The organism is Bacillus sp. ES1-5, from assembly GCF_022487605.1.
In the GTDB taxonomy this organism is placed as follows: domain Bacteria; phylum Bacillota; class Bacilli; order Bacillales; family Bacillaceae_G; genus Bacillus_A; species Bacillus_A wiedmannii.
In genome coordinates this window covers 21,711-39,087 of record NZ_JAKVPU010000001.1, presented here as the reverse complement: position 1 = coordinate 39,087, position 17,377 = coordinate 21,711, and the positions used below count along the sequence as shown (strand labels likewise).

17 protein-coding genes and 1 pseudogene are annotated in these 17,377 nt (G+C 33.8%); 3 read left to right on the top strand and 15 right to left on the bottom strand.

The window, feature by feature from the left end; translation table 11 throughout:
- Positions 1–177: 177 nt before the first annotated feature.
- The 13 genes and pseudogenes from MKO96_RS00180 to MKO96_RS00120 all read right to left on the bottom strand — a co-directional run bounded on the left by MKO96_RS00180 (position 178) and on the right by MKO96_RS00120 (position 10,103).
- On the bottom strand, positions 178–1,425 hold the full coding sequence (locus MKO96_RS00180; protein ID WP_240586243.1) for a glutathionylspermidine synthase family protein: 1,248 nt from the start codon (positions 1,423–1,425) through the stop codon (positions 178–180).
- Positions 1,426–1,445: 20 nt separating this feature from the next.
- Positions 1,446–2,057, bottom strand: coding sequence for a hypothetical protein (locus MKO96_RS00175; RefSeq protein ID WP_240586242.1), 612 nt, complete (start codon positions 2,055–2,057; stop codon positions 1,446–1,448).
- Positions 2,058–2,246: 189 nt separating this feature from the next.
- Positions 2,247–3,437, bottom strand: coding sequence for a DUF418 domain-containing protein (locus MKO96_RS00170; RefSeq protein ID WP_240586241.1), 1,191 nt, complete (start codon positions 3,435–3,437; stop codon positions 2,247–2,249).
- A gap of 306 nt (positions 3,438–3,743) precedes the next feature.
- Entirely contained in the window at positions 3,744–4,154 is a 411-nt protein-coding gene (locus MKO96_RS00165) for a GNAT family N-acetyltransferase (protein ID WP_001053323.1), read from the bottom strand.
- A 56-nt stretch (positions 4,155–4,210) separates the two neighbouring features.
- On the bottom strand, positions 4,211–5,149 hold the full coding sequence (locus MKO96_RS00160) for a DMT family transporter (protein WP_240586240.1): 939 nt from the start codon (positions 5,147–5,149) through the stop codon (positions 4,211–4,213).
- A 69-nt stretch (positions 5,150–5,218) separates the two neighbouring features.
- A complete protein-coding gene (locus tag MKO96_RS00155; RefSeq protein WP_240586239.1) occupies positions 5,219–5,740 on the bottom strand; it encodes a DinB family protein in 522 nt (173 codons plus the stop codon).
- A gap of 15 nt (positions 5,741–5,755) precedes the next feature.
- Positions 5,756–6,256 carry a GNAT family N-acetyltransferase gene (locus tag MKO96_RS00150; protein WP_240586238.1) on the bottom strand — a complete coding sequence of 167 codons (501 nt, stop codon included), beginning with the start codon at positions 6,254–6,256 and terminating at the stop codon, positions 5,756–5,758.
- Between the two features lie 34 nt (positions 6,257–6,290).
- On the bottom strand, positions 6,291–6,836 hold the full coding sequence (locus MKO96_RS00145) for a GNAT family N-acetyltransferase (protein ID WP_240586237.1): 546 nt from the start codon (positions 6,834–6,836) through the stop codon (positions 6,291–6,293).
- A gap of 15 nt (positions 6,837–6,851) precedes the next feature.
- A complete protein-coding gene (locus MKO96_RS00140) occupies positions 6,852–7,553 on the bottom strand; it encodes a nucleotidyltransferase domain-containing protein (RefSeq protein ID WP_240586236.1) in 702 nt (233 codons plus the stop codon).
- Between the two features lie 16 nt (positions 7,554–7,569).
- Entirely contained in the window at positions 7,570–8,253 is a 684-nt protein-coding gene (locus MKO96_RS00135; RefSeq protein WP_240586235.1) for a DNA alkylation repair protein, read from the bottom strand.
- Positions 8,254–8,471: 218 nt separating this feature from the next.
- Positions 8,472–8,675: pseudogene (locus tag MKO96_RS00130) on the bottom strand (cysteine synthase); the annotation flags it as partial.
- An 11-nt stretch (positions 8,676–8,686) separates the two neighbouring features.
- Positions 8,687–9,076 carry a VOC family protein gene (locus MKO96_RS00125; RefSeq protein ID WP_087980776.1) on the bottom strand — a complete coding sequence of 130 codons (390 nt, stop codon included), beginning with the start codon at positions 9,074–9,076 and terminating at the stop codon, positions 8,687–8,689.
- Between the two features lie 205 nt (positions 9,077–9,281).
- Positions 9,282–10,103, bottom strand: a complete 822-nt coding sequence (locus MKO96_RS00120) for an MBL fold metallo-hydrolase (RefSeq protein WP_240586234.1) — start codon at positions 10,101–10,103, stop codon at positions 9,282–9,284.
- A 361-nt stretch (positions 10,104–10,464) separates the two neighbouring features.
- Between MKO96_RS00120 and MKO96_RS00115 the strand changes: the two genes are divergently transcribed.
- The 3 genes from MKO96_RS00115 to MKO96_RS00105 all read left to right on the top strand — a co-directional run bounded on the left by MKO96_RS00115 (position 10,465) and on the right by MKO96_RS00105 (position 12,944).
- Positions 10,465–11,292, top strand: coding sequence for a peptidoglycan-N-acetylglucosamine deacetylase (locus MKO96_RS00115; protein ID WP_240586233.1), 828 nt, complete (start codon positions 10,465–10,467; stop codon positions 11,290–11,292).
- A 202-nt stretch (positions 11,293–11,494) separates the two neighbouring features.
- On the top strand, positions 11,495–12,157 hold the full coding sequence (locus tag MKO96_RS00110; RefSeq protein WP_240586232.1) for a DUF3841 domain-containing protein: 663 nt from the start codon (positions 11,495–11,497) through the stop codon (positions 12,155–12,157).
- Positions 12,158–12,272: 115 nt separating this feature from the next.
- Positions 12,273–12,944 carry a TerC family protein gene (locus tag MKO96_RS00105; RefSeq protein WP_075307552.1) on the top strand — a complete coding sequence of 224 codons (672 nt, stop codon included), beginning with the start codon at positions 12,273–12,275 and terminating at the stop codon, positions 12,942–12,944.
- A gap of 58 nt (positions 12,945–13,002) precedes the next feature.
- On the opposite strand, the gene ltaS is transcribed toward MKO96_RS00105, so the two are convergent.
- Together ltaS and MKO96_RS00095 are read right to left on the bottom strand one after the other, a co-directional pair.
- On the bottom strand, positions 13,003–14,976 hold the full coding sequence (ltaS, locus tag MKO96_RS00100) for a lipoteichoic acid synthase (RefSeq protein ID WP_240586231.1): 1,974 nt from the start codon (positions 14,974–14,976) through the stop codon (positions 13,003–13,005).
- A 528-nt stretch (positions 14,977–15,504) separates the two neighbouring features.
- On the bottom strand, positions 15,505–17,130 hold the full coding sequence (locus MKO96_RS00095) for an ABC-F family ATP-binding cassette domain-containing protein (protein WP_000633872.1): 1,626 nt from the start codon (positions 17,128–17,130) through the stop codon (positions 15,505–15,507).
- Between the last annotated feature and the right edge of the window lie 247 nt (positions 17,131–17,377).

Sequence of the window (17,377 nt, the reverse complement as noted above, 5' to 3'; positions counted from 1 at the left end):
TTAAATATCATCGCATCTCCATTTAATATATCACTATCGAATTATACTAATATTTATATAATTTGTCCCACTTTAATTAGTATATATCAACGATTTTTAATAATATTTTTTTCAAAATAAAAAGAGCACTTTTAATTTCAAAGTGCTCTACCATTAATGCTTTTTTTCATATGTTTCTTACCCTTCAATTGTAACCCCTGTAAACATCGATAAGTTTCCCGTTATTTTCTCGCCTACACGTAAAAATAACCCTGCGGCTCTCCCGCTAATACAGTGTGAACCAATTAATAGTTTACCAGTATACAGACCATCCCATGTGTCAATTGTATAGTCAGGCATTTCTATGTATTGCTGATATATTTTCCGTTGTTCAAAGTAATACTCCGTTTTATCTTCAGCTAATAGTTCATCATTTTCGTATATAGATACCCCTCCGCCTTCACGGCCGTATAAAGGTTTAGAAACATATGATACATTTCTGTCTATAAACGGTTTATTTGTAAAATATGTTGGTAAGAAGTAGTTCTGAATGATTTCTCGCTCTTCTTTCTCAAAGAAAACTCCCTCTTCGAACAGTTGCCAAATTAATGCGAGTACACTTTTATTTTGCATAAGAAAAGCAGCAGGTGGATTAATAATTTTCACTCTTCCTTGCGCTATATGATCTAAAAGCTGAAGTCCAATTCTTTTCCCATTTTTATCGGTATCTGACACTAAATATTCGATTGGATATAGTCTATATAAATAATGGATTCGTTCACCATTTGGTGTATATATACCATCATCTGCAACGACGATATCTTGTATTCCTATATAGTCCGTTGATTGATCTAAGCAATAGCTTCTTAAAAATTGAACTGTTTGATGATCTTCATCGTGCCAATCATAACTAGTAAAATATATCGTCTCTTCAGGACCTATATTATAGTCATGTTTAATTTGTTCCCACGCCTGCACAATATGCTCTTCTATATGATTTGGGTGATTCACGTCGTGATAACGGCATAACACTTCATTTGCGACAGACGGCTCTAAATAACCTGTTGGTGTGTCACAATTTACTTCTATTAACTTTATATTTTCACCATTTACGATAAAGTCAAACCTTGTAAAATATGAAAACAAACCAATATGTTTCATTCTCGCAATTTCCCACGTTTCAGCTGGAAATCCTAGTTTTTGAAAATCTTCTGTTGTATTGACAATATATTGATACGTTCTATATAACACGTACATAACTTCCTCTGTTGCTTTTGAAATAGCAGTATAAGTTTTTACTGGCATACGATACATACCTGTTGCCATATATTGATTCCATTCTTCATTTTCTAATAGACTCGGCCATGTAAAACCATTCCGACCAGCCTCTTCCGCAAGTGAAAACCATACTTTCATATACTCTTTCTGCTCTTGTTCTGTATACATGATCCTATTATCCTTTCGTGTTATGATCCAGCTGGCGCTTTTGCGTTTCCAATTCCACTTGAACCAGAATTCACTTTCGGCGTTTGAGTAGTAGATGATTTCGGCGTATTTGTATCTGGCGTCACTTTATTTGATGTACTCGGCTGTTGTTTGTTTAAATCTACTTTATTGGAAGAATTATTGTTGTTACTGTTAGTTCCACCGTAGTATCCTCCACCACCGCTGCCACCAGTTCTACTTTGGTCTTTTTCACGATATGGAATAATATTATTTGCATACGGTTTCTTCATTACATTGGGTTTTGCTGTATAATTCATATTCGAAGTTCTGCTTGCTAATAAATATCCTGCTACGAATGGCAGTATCGGTAAATGTGAGTTTTCATTATACGATGAAAACGATGGATTAATTTCCTTGCATAATTCATCATTTTCTACATTTTCATTGGTAGGAGTTTTATCATCACAATGTAAAGATTCTTGTTCATTGCCTTGCTTTGCACCATCTGTTTTAACAGCGGTACTTTCTTTCTGTACAGTTTCTTCTTCATAATCACCACACCCAGTTAATAAAAATGATGATACTCCTATTGAAGCAGCGACTTTTATAAATTTACTTTTATCCATTCTCATGTGTTATACACCTAATTTCTTTCATCTATATTTTTCCATATAACTTTATTATATAATGTATATGTTAATTTTTTCAAACTAAACCCTATATGCACATTTGCATATTTTATACTTTTTATTCCATGAATAAAAACAAACTATCATTAGATTATAATTTTATTTATAGTCTATAATAAATTGAAAGACGACCTAATACCCCGGTCGTCTTTCAATTGTTTTATTTTTATATATTAAACGTCTCAATAAAATCTCTAATGGTCCATTCAGATTGTTTTTCTCCATTATTGTAGCTAATATGACAGACAATATCCAAATACTTATAGCTATCAATGCAGCAAGAGCGTTACTTACATACCCACCTAAATCAAATGCTACAGGTGATAAAAGTATAACAAGCAGTGCCTCATTCAAAACAAAAAATGTTAATGAGCGCTTTCCCAAAGCAATTAATGAAAGGCTAAAGTACCCTAGATTTTTCAATCTACTCCCTATTATACCGAAACCCGTTGCATATGCTAACCCTCCAACAATTCCAGTTAAAATATGGATTCCATTTATCATTCCAGCTGTAAATACACTTGGATACCATATAGTCCCTATAAAAGATAGAGGCAAAGCACCTATTAAGGAAATTGCTAATCCTATAATTGTTATAAAATATAATTTTTTCAAATGTTGCTCTGGTTTTATTAATAACTGATATCTAGCAATCCACAAACCAAGAATTACCGAAAGAAGAATTGGGAACATAAAATGGATGAGAACAGGTATAAAAGGAAAGAAAAGTAATCGTAACATTATAGTATTTAGATACGTGTCTTTTGCTGAAACATCTGGTGAAAAACCGTAATCGCCTATTGCTTGCATATTAAATCCCCATATTATTGGAATAAAAATGATATACAATATAGTGATAATCGTAAATGTTCGAATTAATGTTTTCATTTTACACTTTAATAGCGGGCTAACAAGAAGCCCCGCTACACCATAGGCCATAAGAATATCTTGCCCTCCAATTAAGACTGCTAACACAACCCCAAACAGTATTAAATACCAAGAGCGTCTTCTTACTATTTTTACAGCATGATTTTCATTTTTCCCTTTTGATATTTGCCCTTCGAGTGCTAGAACCAAACCGTAGCCTAATAATACGGCAAACATCGCTCTTGCACGGTTATCAATTATGAATATACCAAAAAGGTTTACAATTTGATCAAAGAAACTTCCACTTTCTACCCTATGCATAATTCCAGGATCTGCAGTATACAAGTAAAGCGGCGCATGGGCAAGTACGATTAATAGTAACATAGTACCTCTTGCTAAATCTAATGAGACTGCACGCTTCTTCTCAATTGCTCCATTATTTATTGATTTACTCATATTTTACTTCCTTCCTTAGCATCAACTAACCTTTCTTACATTTTTGTCAAAAGCTAATAACTAGTTGCAATTAAAATTAGAAAAAATAAAGTGAAATTTTAATTAGTTGAGCTTTTGTTCATCCACGCACTGATTATTATCCCCGTACCAATTGGCGTTTACGGGTTTCAGGGCTTCCACCTAGCTTCCTTACTCCAGCCGAATTTTGAGGTGAGAGTTTTACTGTCCTGTCCACAAATAACGGGATACATATAAAACGAACTATTTCTTCAAATCCTATTCCGGATATTATATTCTAAGATGATTTTAATATGTTTTATTTTTAAAATACAAATGAAATCTTTCAATCCCCGGATATCTTTCTCCTAAACTTTTAACCTGAAAACCAATTTTTTTATAAAATTCTACTGCCTCATTGTCTGTCTCTGCTTCTATATAAGTTAATTGAAGCATTTTTACTACTTCTTTTATCATTTGCAACGCAATTCCTTTATTACGATATTGTGGAGCGACTGCTATGTGACATATTCTCGCTTTATTTGCTCCAATTATTTCAATACCTATACAAGCCTCTTCTTCATATCTGTACAAAGTCCCTTTATTACTTTCATAATATAAAACTGCTTTCTTTAAGCTAGTTTCACTTGGCCCGACTGCATACTGTAACACATTTAAAATTGGATTTTTCTCAATTTGTTCCACGCGTTGCAAATTCATTTCTACATCCCTTTCCATGAAAAAAGATTAGCTCTTTCTATAAAGAGCTAATCTCATTACGCCGTTATTTTTTCTTCTTTTTTCACAACGACCGCTACATAACTATGTAGTATCATTCCGACAATAACAAGACTCATTCCGATCCAAGATAAAGATGACGGAATTGGCGCAGATAGCAAGATGAGCTCTCCTACTAGCGCAAATAAAACTTCACCGGATTGTGTTGCTTCCACTGTTGCTAGTTTTTGTGGATCATCTTTTACAAGATCTGTCGCAAAGAAGAATAGTACTGTCGCGATTAAACCAGAACTAACTGCTACAATAAAACATTGGAAAACTTGGCTACTTGACGGTAGCCCGCCTGTTGATACTTCATAACCAGATAGTAAAAACCAAAATGGTAAACTTGCTAATGTCATACCGAGAACTCGCTGGAATACATCTAATTCTCCTTTACAAACTTGCATCATTTTTCGATTTCCAAGAGGATACGCAAACGCTGCAATAAGTACAGGAACTACACATAAAACGGTTTCTCGAATTCCTAATGAAGAAGCATGTTCTACTTGCATAAGTACAACACCGCTTAAAATAACCCCAGACATAACTAATTCCTTCATTGGAAGTTTTTTATGTAATGGATCTACTGCAAAAAACGGTGTTAACAAAATTCCTGCGACAATCGTAATTTGCCATGTTGATGCAACAAGCCAACCAGGTCCAAAAGCTCCGGCAAAACTAAGTGGTGCATAGAAGAGACCAAATCCAACGATACTCCACACTAACCATTCTTTCGGATTATTTTTCATATATTGAAGGAGTTGCTTTAAGTTCCCTCTATACATGACAATAAGTAAAAGCATTGGAACCATAAAGTAGTACCGTAATGAAGCACTCCAAATCCAGCTTCCACCTTCTAAGTCCATCGCCCGGTTTAAAACAAAGGTAAAAGCAAAGAAAAATGATGCCAATATCCCTACTGCAATAGCTTTCATTATAAAACTCCTTGTTTAGTTTCTTCTTATACTATACAACAAATTAAATATAATTAAAATTCGAAATCTTTATCTCGCATCTATTCTAGCTCTATATAGTCTTCTTAACTGACTAATATGAGCTTGATGGTACCGATTATGATCGGCTATATGCCATATTCCCCACCTTATAGTCGCAGTTTCTCCCTTCTCATAAAAAACTTCCCTTGTTAAATCATTTTCTGTTAGTTTCATACACTCCTCATAAAACATATGTTGCACTGCTTCATAATCTTGCATTAATTCTTGTAATTTATACTTTCTTAAACTAGGCAATCCTCCCATTTCATTCAACATTGGTCCATATTTATTTTCAAGTGTCGGTGGAACTTCCTCTCCTTTTAAACGGTACACCCAGTGTAAATCGACTATCGCTAAATGCTGAAGTAGTTGCCCAATACTGTTTTCATTATTTTCTGACCTTTTGAAGGACAGTTCTTTCACATCAGTACCTTCTACTAACTTTTGCAATCGTTTAAATGTATCAGTAACCGTCGCATACAAAATCGCTACTTGCGGGTTCATATTTTTTTCTAAATGGAGATCTTTCATACTAAACTCCCTCTATTAAAAGAACAAGACCATATGTTCATCATCACTATACACACCATTCATCTTTATAGCTCTCTTTTCAATCCCATACGTTTTAAAGCCCATTGATTCATACAATTTTTTTGCTGGTTCGTTTGTAGATACAACACCTAAGTTCAATTGTTCTAAGCTCATTTCTCTTGCTCTTTCAATTGCCTTACGTATTAACTCACGTGCAAGACCACTTCTTCGATTGTTTGCATCTACATACATCGCAACGATATGACCTTTATGTTTATAAGCCTCTTTTTCTTCAGTTAGTAAAGTGACAACTCCAACTAATTGATGATCCCCATTAAAAGCACCGAATGTACAACTAGTAGTAGCTGTTAAATTGCCTTCCACTCGCTTAATAGGATTTTCCTGGCGAATCGCCTCTTCATAAGTTGTTACAAATGCCTCTGGGTTTACTTGTAATGCTTGTAAACGTAACTCCCAATATTTTTTCGCATCTTCTTTCGTAAGTAATCGAATCATATCTCTCCAGCTCCTTTTAGTTAACATAATATTTTTATAAACTACCATTTAAAGATTCGTATTCTTCTCTTAACATACTATAACGATAACGATGAATGAACTTCCCTTGACGTAATCGATCATTTCTCATTAATCCTTCACAAATAAAACCAGCCTTTTCATAACTCTTTCTAGCTTGAAAATTATCTTCATCTACACGTAGCCAAACTTTTTCTAATTCAAATTCAATGAATGCTAGATGTAACATACTATATAAAGCTGCTAATCCATATCCTTTACCCCAATACTCTTTATTACCAATCGCGATTCCCAGTTCTGCATTTTTATTTGTTTTATCAAAGTTTTTAAGATCTACCCACCCAATATGTATGCCGTTTTCTGTAGTGATAGCTCTTTGTTCATAACCATTTTTTCGATTTATACATGCTTCAATCCATTTTTTCGTATCTTCACGAGTGAAGGGTGGATATTGATCCGGTACAACTAAATGATTTGTCACTTCTTTATCTAATGACCATTGATATCGCTCTTCTACATCATCTAGTTTCAGTTCTCTTAATTGAACATATGGTACATTCATTGCGTTATCCCCTTTTTATTTTCCTATAGAAAACCCTTCAAACATTCTTCCTCCGTACTGTTCTAGCGTTTTTTCTACAAAAATAATTAATTTTCTTTTCTCCCCCGTTGTATAAAAATGATCGAACGCTGCTACAAATTGATCTGCGTACTGTTCATCATATCTTCTAAGTACCCTTATAAACCATTTTGAATTTCCAAGCCATTTACCATTTACTCTTAATACATATTCATGTAATAAATCAGCTAATAAATTCGCGATAAACAATTCTTCTTCTCTTTTTGATGCACCAATAAAATCGTCCAAAGTATCCGTAATAAAATACCGTTTCTGCTTCATCATTTCTTCCGTCCATTTAGCTGGTCCTTTATTTAGTAAATCATTTGCTTCTCTTTTTAATTTCTCAACAATTTCATTTTCCCCTTTCAATACAATACCCTCTGAAACTAATTGTGGTAACGAAGGTCTCCCTCGGTCACAATCCATTTTAAAAAAGGTTTTACACGTTTCAAAATTATGTACAAACACTTCAACAGGCCATCCATTACTATAGAAAGATTCTCTATAACAAGACGTTAAACTTTGATCAACTATGACAATGTCCAGGTCAGATGTTTTTGTCGCTTCTCCTCGTGCAACGCTTCCTCCCAGTAAAGCTACATCACAATTCGGAAATTGTGATGTAATTATGCTTTGTGCCGCTTTCATTGGTTTCATAACCGTTCCCCTTTTCTTATTTCACTTTCTTTTTTTCAGCTCTTTCTCTCGCTTTTTTTATATAAGGTTCTGCATCTGGAGTTTTGCATGATGTTGCCCCGTGATCAACCTGGACTTTTCCAATTTCACGTGCAATTTCAATCGCTTTTCTCTCTAAGTCTTCATTACGAATTCCTATCGCGATTAAAGCACTATTCATCGCTTCTTTTTTTCTATTTTTTTCAATATGTATATTTGCTTTAATCTCTTCTAGATACGGAGAGAAGAAATCATCATGTAACTTTTTATTTTTAATCGCAATATTTGCTAATAAAGACCAGCCTGCTCTTCCAATCCATTCATCATCAGACTTTGTCCATTCTTCCATTCTTTCAATCGCGATTGGCGACGTACAAATAGCAGTCATCAAAACGTCCATTAAACAATAATAATCAACTTCCTGTACCCATTTATTTAGCTGTTCTGTCGTAGCTTTCTTCGGATCTACAATCATCGTTGCTAAAGTCATTGCATCCATATTTTTTGTTTTCCATAACGAAATTGCTAAATCATGATCTTTTTTTATCTTCTTTTTTAACAATTTTAAATTTGCAAAACTAACTCCAAATAACGGCTCTTTCGCCCCATGATTTTTAAAGATCTTACGATTTTGTTCTGTTCCATATTCCTCTAGTTGCTCCATTACTTCTTCAAGTAACATATGTCCACCTCTTTATCTTTTATGTTGACCTCATATATGTATGTACGATATATTCTACATTACTTTTTGGTTTTCCTATATGTATTTTTTAAATACGGTATGTGAAATTTCATAGTTGCTATACATAACTAAAAAAACCACGAAAAACCTGTACATTATATACAGGTTTTCATTTCATCAATTTCCCAAAGTGTAAGAAATAGAATATAAAAAAACTTTTATGTGTTTGATTTTCTCTTTATTTTTTGTAAGCTCTTTACATCTGACCACTCTCCTATAGACCCTACGTCCAGAAAAACTGTAACTACATTAAAATTCGCACCTTTCTCTTTTCAAATTTGTTTAGCAGCTAATAAATTCGCTGCCGCAGACGTTCCTATTTTCATACCAGTTTCATTATAAAAACGTGCCATTTCATACAAAAAGAGCTTCTTTATTCAAATGCGTTCATAAGCACAATTCTCCAACCATCTGGATCCTCTATTGTGGTCCCTTTCTCTATCCAATACGGATTTTCTGGTTCTACCTCAAGATAGCCCATATTACTTAATCGATTCACTATTGTTTCAATTTCATCTTTATTAGGCATATAAAAAACTAGTAAATTATCTTTTGTCGGTGCCGGACATGGACTTCCATTAACGTGCGTTGTAAACTCCAAATGATATTCGGCATCCGGTAATCCAAACATAACTCCATCATATCCTTCATGATTGTGAAATTCTCCTATACGCTTTAATCCTAACCCCGTCTCATAAAAACTTATAACTTCTTCAAATTTATCTGTTGGTCTTGCAATTCTAAATTGAACCCAATTCTTCATGCAAATTTCCTCCTTTTCATTTTCCAAAGCTTTATAGTAATTATTATAAGTTACATATATTTCCTTTCGTATCTCTCATTAGTGTGAGAACTACCTAAGTTGAAAGACCTATTCGTTTATAAATAGTAGGACTTTAGTATTAAATTCATATAAAAGTAGTTATATAAATATTGAGATGAAATAAATAGTTCTTCCTTATATTTTATTACGTATGAAAAAGGTCTCCTTGCAGGGCCTTTATATACCGATCAGCAGATCTTTGTACAGCCTTATTCGCATCTTCCACCACACCATGAAATGCATTATATAGTCGACTAAATTGGATATCTTTTACTTTCTCTGCCATATCTCTAACTTTATTCGCTGGTAATGGGATGAGATTTGGATAACTATACATAAAACTTACCCATTTTTGATCGGAAACTACTTGTATAATATCACCTGATAACAAAATTCCTTTCCCTTCGTTACCTTCTTTCCAATGCATAACAGTCCCGCCCTTAAAATGGCCTCCTAAGCGATGCAATGTAAGTTCTTCCGATAATATCAAATGTTCCTCAGACCAAAATTTAATTTGTTTACTCGGGCGAACCACCCACTCTTTATCATCTTCATGAATATAGATAGGTACATTGAATGTTTCCGCCCATTTTACTTGTGTAGAGTAATAATGTGGATGAGAAAGTGCTATTGCTTGAATACCACCTAAATCATATATACTCTGAATCGTCTTATCATCTAAATAACTAATGCAATCCCACATAACATTTAGAGTTTTACTTTGCATTAAAAATGCTGTTTGTCCAATTGCAAATTTAGGTTTTGTAGTAATGCTATACACACCACTTTCTTCTTTTATTATTTCATTTTTGTATAAATTGCTATTTTTCATACTTTCTAATGTTGTCCATGACTGCCCAATTGGATTCACATATTGCCTTTCCTCATTACAAATTTTACAACGAGAAGGCGCTTCTTCACTTTCAGGATACTGTACTCCACATGTAGTGCAAATATAATTAACCATATTCCCACTCCCTTTTTAAATTTATTTTTTTCTATACCAATATTTTAATAGAAAACAAAAATATTCAAATCAATAATTAGAACGAAAATGAAGTGATACGAAAGTATGATTAGTCCCCTTTCATTTTGATACCGATTCCCCTAAAAACCACCTACATCATTATTAGAAGAACCGAATTTGATTCTTAAAAATTTTCATAATAAACATTAAAATCACCCTGTTTTTTCAAGACTGCAATTGATACAAAATCTTGCATATTTTTTCATAAACTTTTTTGCGCTTGTAAAAAAGTTTTTTTGCAATTACCGCCCTATAATTGCTAATATAGTAGAGTAGAACTTTTATAGAGAGAAGGAAAATTATGCACAATGGAATTCGAATGACAACTTTAGTAAAAAGGGCTATGTTGATTTGCGCGGGGGTATTATTTACATACGAAGCAACTTTAGGATCAGCACATACTGCTCTAGCGAGTACAGAGGATGAAGCAAAATCTGTTCAACTTGTAAGTGAAATTCAATCTTCTCTTGCACCGAAAGAAGCTCCAAAACAATATAACGGGCAAGTTAGAAAAGTCGCTTACTTAACATTTGATGATGGTCCTGGAAAATACACAGCTGAGCTTTTAGATATGTTAAAAAGAGAAAATGCAAAAGCAACATTTTTCCTAATTGGTTCAAACGTAAAAGCATTCCCGGAACTTGTAAAACGTGAAGATGCTGAAGGCCACTACGTTGGGATGCACAGTATGACTCATAACTACAAGAAACTTTATACAGAAGGTCATTACGTAGATGAAATGAAAGAAGATCAAGGCTTAATCGCCGGTGTTCTAGGTAAATCACCAGTATTAACACGTCCATCTTACGGCTCAATGCCAGGATTAAACGAAGCTCTTCGCAACAAAGTTGTCGAGAATGGACTAAAAGTTTGGGATTGGACAATTGATTCTTTAGACTGGAAATACAACAAAATGCAAGTTGATGCTGCATCAGCTAAAATTGTAGAAAACGTTCTAAATGGTGCTACAAACCCAACAGAAGTTATTCTTATGCACGACATTCATCCACAATCCGTTAAAGCAGTACCTGGAATTATTAAAGGACTGAAGGAAAAAGGATATGAATTAGAAGCCTATAGTGAGAACGAACACTTCCCATTAAACTTCTGGCACGATAATCGTATGTAATGAAAAAGACTTGATTTCCTCTAGTAGGTTATCAAGTCTTTTTTTATCATTTTTGGAAATTTCCTTATAGAGAAAACCTATACACGATTTCATCGTATCATTAATATATATATCTTCTCTTTTAGTAAGAAAAAATCAAAGAAATGTAACTTTGAAACATCCCATGCTATACTATAGCCTAGTTTAAATAAGTAGGTGTTATATGATCGTATATACAGTACAAACTGAAGAAGCTTGGAAACAATTTAAGAAACTTGGTTATTTAGAAGGTAATAAAGAAGTCATCGATTCAGACTCTATATATTCATATGACTGGATGGTGCGCGTAGCTAAAACGAGATTACCTCATTACGAAGGTAACTATCCTATTTGGATTTGGGAAAAAAATAATTATCCGAATCGAAATCATAAAGCTTGGGGTAGAGAAAATTCAAAAATGGTAATTTTAACACTAGATGTACCGAAAGAATGGGTGCTATGGAGCTATTTTGACTATTGGTGCTGCGCTATGACTGATGGATCAATATATTTACATACAGAAAATAAGTGTACATTAGATGAATGGTATACCTATATGGATAAAGAATACGGGATAATATTCGATTTTGACTATTTATTATCACATCCTGATTGGTGTCTAGGCAAAGAGGATTCACTAGAAAAACAAGGTGTCATTGGTAGAATTCCCCTTTCCTTCGTGAAAAAAGTACGACGTTTTCGTGCTAAGGAAGATAAGTCTATTAATACAATCAGAGGTGATAAATGGGATAACAGAAAAGAAAGCCGTATTAATAAGATGAATCGAAAATTAAAAAAGAAAAAAGATAAGCAAAAAAAACTACAAAAGCGACTTATACGGAATTAAAACACATATACATATCAAAAGACAGTCAAAAAATAGGATTGAATATACAAATTCAATCCTATTTTTTATATTATCAACACTTTAGCACATATTACTCTTAAGGAGTGATGTGTATATGGATTTTCTTTCAGCCGAATATTTGTCTGCCTTACTTGCCATCATTGTAATTGATTTAGTGTTAGCCGGTGATAATGCCATTGTAATTGGATTAGCAGCAAGGCGATTACCGAAAGATCAACAAAAGAAAGTTATTATATGGGGAACTATCGGGGCAATCGCGATTAGAGCCCTCGCTACCTTAGTTGTCGTTTGGTTATTAAAAATACCCGGGTTACTTCTAATTGGTGGTGTACTTCTTATATGGATTGCTTACAAATTAATTGCTGAAGGCAAAGATCATGATATTAAGGCAGAAGAAGGATTTTGGTCTGCTATTAAAACCATTATTATAGCTGATGCATTAATGGGAATTGATAATGTTCTCGCTGTTGCAGGAGCTGCACATGGTAATTTTTCTTTAGTAATCATTGGACTATTAGTATCTATTCCAGTAGTAGTATGGGGCAGTACATTAATTTTAAAATGGGTGGACCGGTTCCCTGTCATCATTACGATTGGAGCAGCTGTTTTAGCTTATACTGCCGCGAAAATGATTGTAGATGAGAAATGGTTCGCTGGATTTTTCGAAAGTAATCCTTTCATAAAATGGGCATTTATCATTATTATCATTGCCGGTGTAGTATTCTTTGGAAAGATGAAACAAAAAACGAAAGATAATTCTATATAATGACAACGTTATATGTACAAACAAAAGCGCTACTCATATGAGTAGCGCTTTTTAATATTTATTTCGTTTCTCCGTCTTCAGTCGTCTTTACCTTCGTTTTATTTTTATCACGATGGTTATAGTTGTACTTCGAACGATCGACCGGTGTAAATCCTTCCGGTGTATAGAATCGTAATAAGTCACCGTTTACGACTTGGTCAGAGTATTTCAGTGATTTTTGAACCATTTGTTCATTTTGTTTTATTTCGTCTGTTAATTCTACAGATTCACCAGTAGCTGTATCATAGTATTTTCCATTCAGTGCAGTAACTGTTGGACTTACGAAGTTACCGTTACGGAATGGAACAACTTGTTTATGCTCTGGTGATAATAAATCTGATCCGAACTGGACATAATTTTTCGTATCTGTACCTAGTAAGTGTAATAGTGTCGGAAGAACATCAATTTCTCCGCCGTATTGATGTTGTACGCCACCCTTCATTCCCGGAACACGAATGATTAATGGTACACGTTGCAGTTGTGCATTTTCAAATGAGTTCATTTCTTTACCCATTATTTGAGACATTGCTGCGCCATGATTATCTGAAATACCGTAATGGTCACCGTACATAACGATAATTGAGTTATCGTATAAACCAGATTGTTTCAAGTAATCCAAGAATCCTTTTACAGACTCATCTAAATAACGTGCTGTTTGGAAATACGTATCTACTGAAGAGTCACCTGTTTTAGCTGGTTCAATCGTCGCTTCCTCTTTATCAATTGGATAAGGGAAATGGTTCGATAGCGTAATGAACTTCGTATAGAACGGTTGTTTCAATGTTTGTAATAATGGTATAGATTCGTTAAAGAACGGTTTATCTTTTAATCCATAGTTTACTACATCTTTTTCGTTCATATCGTAGTATGACGCATCAAAGAATTTATTAAAACCAAATGATTTATAAATATCGTCACGGTTCCAGAACGTTTTATAGTTACCGTGGAACACTGCTGATGTGTATCCTTGTTGACCTAAAATAGCCGGTGCTGATTGATACGTGTTATGAGCCTTATTTGTAAAAACAGATCCTTGTGGTAATCCAAACATTGAGTTTTCTAGCATGAACTCCGCATCAGATGTTTTACCTTGTCCTGTTTGATGGAAGAAGTTATCAAAGTATAACGTATTTGCATCTTTTGTAAATGAGTTTAAGAACGGTGTAACTTCTTGCCCATTTAATTTATAATCAATTAAAAAGTTTTGGAATGATTCTAAATGAATATAAATTACGTTCATTCCTTTTCCTTTACCAAAGTACTCAGGATTTGGACTTGCATATGTTGATGCAAGATAATTTCTAACCTCTGTCATATTATCTCCATCAGCTAACGCTCGTTCTGTTGATGCTTTCGCACTTTGAATGCCATCATAAATCGTATAGTTGTATGCCCCTAAATATTTCACAATATAATTACGGTCAAATGTTCTTGTTAATAATTCAGGACGATCAGATTCTGCAAGACCTAAGTTAATACTGAATAATAAAATACCTGCTACAAATACTAGTGATAATTTATGTTTCGCAACACGAATTGGTTTTGGACTTGCAAATTTTGTTGCGACTAAAGCAATTAAAATGATTGTATCTAAGAAATATAGTGGATCATAGACGTGTAGCAATGCAAAAATACTACCACCTAAATCTCCAAAGTTATTCGTTTGTGTTAATGTCGGGAACGTAATAAAGTCACTGAAAAAGCGATAATATACTACGTTTGCGTATAACAGTATAGACATTAACAAATTAATAACAATTAACCAAATGTAAGCACGTTTCCCCTTTGCGAATAATGCGAGCCCTAAAAATAAAACTGCTGAGCTTAACGGGTTGAAAAACAGTAAAAACTTTTGGATTGTGTTGGATATCCCTAAATTAAATTCTGTCACATATGCTGCGTATGTTTTTAACCAGAATAAAATAATGGCAAACACGAAAAATCCAAAGTGATTGCTTAACACTCGCTTACTCTTTAATAGTAATTGTTTCATCTCTCCACCTCTTTTGATCATCCAAGGCTTATTTTTTTATAAGTCTGTCTCTATTCAATTTTTTATCTTCAAATAGATTTTGTTTGTTTAACTAAATGAAGAATATTAGTAATTATAATTTGAAGCTAGTATTTATTCAACTATTTCTTTCTAGACATTTTGACCTTGGTTTCTATTTAATAAAATAAATTTGTAACATTTTCTGTTTTCTCCCAAGTCTCATCCACTAATTATGACTCCACATACTATAAACCTTTCTTTACTGCTTCGCAAATAAATATGTCTCCAGTTCTGGAACATTAATGTAATATAATGAAATTCACAATAGATAGCATTTGTTTTTTTCGGTGTATATTAAATTCCTTCTTATATTTCAAGTTTATTCTTGATACAGTCCTTTCTCTATATGTAACATCAAAAGGTCTTTTCTTCTCTAAAGTTATTTCTGTATAATTATTCACAATTCATAAAATCAAAGATTATAAAAAACCTCGCTCTCATAAAGAGAGCGAGGTTTTTTATCATTTATTATTGACCTTTGTACATTGCTTCTACTTGTTTTTGAAGTTCTTCATTTTCTAAGAACTCATCGTAAGTAGCCTCTTTATCGATTACACCGTTTGGCGTTACTTCGATAATGCGGTTTGCAATTGTTTGTACGAACTGATGGTCATGAGATGTGAATAACATTGTACCTTTAAATGCGATTAAACCGTTGTTTAATGCAGTGATAGACTCAAGGTCTAAGTGGTTCGTTGGATCGTCAAGTGTGATTACGTTCGCACCACTTAACATCATTTTAGATAGCATACAACGAACTTTTTCGCCTCCAGATAATACAGAAACGTTCTTCTTAACTTCTTCACCTGAGAATAACATACGGCCTAAGAAACCACGTAAGAAGCTTTCTGACTCATCTTGTGGAGAGAATTGGCGTAACCAATCAACTAAGTTGGAGTCACTGTTCTCAAAGTATTTAGAGTTATCTCTTGGGAAGTAAGATTGAGATGTTGTAACGCCCCATTTGAATGAACCGCTATCTGGCTCCATTTCACCCATAAGGATTTTAAATAATGTTGTCATCGCAATATCGTTACGACCGATAAATGCAACTTTATCACCTTTATTTAAAGTGAAGTACACATTATCTAACACTTTTTCACCATCAATTGTTTTAGAAAGACCTTCAACAGTTAATAAGTCATTTCCTATTTCACGCTCAGGTGTAAAGCCAACAAATGGGTAACGACGTGATGATGGTCTAATATCATCTAATGTAATTTTATCTAATAATTTTTTACGAGAAGTTGCTTGTTTCGCTTTAGATGCGTTTGAGCTAAAGCGTGCAATGAAGTTTTGTAACTCTTTTACTTTCTCTTCTTTTTTCTTATTAGCATCTTGTGTTAATTTTAAAGCTAATTGGCTTGACTCATACCAGAAGTCATAGTTACCAACATAAAGTTGAATTTTACCGAAATCAAGATCAGCCATGTGCGTACAAACTTTATTTAAGAAGTGACGGTCATGGGATACAACGATTACTGTATTTTCAAAGTTCATTAAGAAGTTTTCTAACCATTGAATCGCTTTTAAGTCCAAGTGGTTGGTAGGCTCATCCAGTAATAGAATGTCAGGTTTACCGAATAATGCTTGAGCAAGTAATACTTTTACTTTCTCTGCCCCAGTTAATTCTGACAATTTCTTATCATGAACATCTTCACCAATACCTAAACCTTTAAGAAGGATTGCAGCTTCTGATTCTGCTTCCCAACCGTTAAGCTCAGCGAACTCACCTTCAAGTTCAGCAGCACGCATACCATCTTCATCACTAAAGTCTTCTTTCATGTAAATGGCATTTTTCTCTTGCATTACTTTGTAAAGTTGCGTGTGACCCATAATTACTGTTTCTAATACTGGGAACTCTTCATATTCGAAGTGATTCTGTTTTAATACTGCTAGACGCTCACCTGGCGTAATATGTATATCACCTGTTGACTGTTCAATTTCTCCAGATAAAATCTTTAGAAATGTTGATTTACCAGCACCGTTCGCTCCGATTAAACCGTAGCAGTTACCCGGCGTGAATTTTATGTTAACATCTTCAAATAATTTGCGATCCGCGAAACGCAAACTAACGTTACTTACTGTAATCATTTGTGTCCTCCTACTAATACCGCTTATTTCAGCGTTTTCTCACCGATTGTCTTAAAAAATCGCATATTACGACTCAATTATTGTAGACTATAGCTATTATATAGTAGAAGATGGATGAATAGCAACGGTTGATTGCTATTCATCCATCTTCTATCTTGAATAAAATTTATATTTTTAACGAAACAATATTATATAGAAGCAAATTTCATAATGAATAGAGATATGAAAGATGAAGAATTTGCAAAAT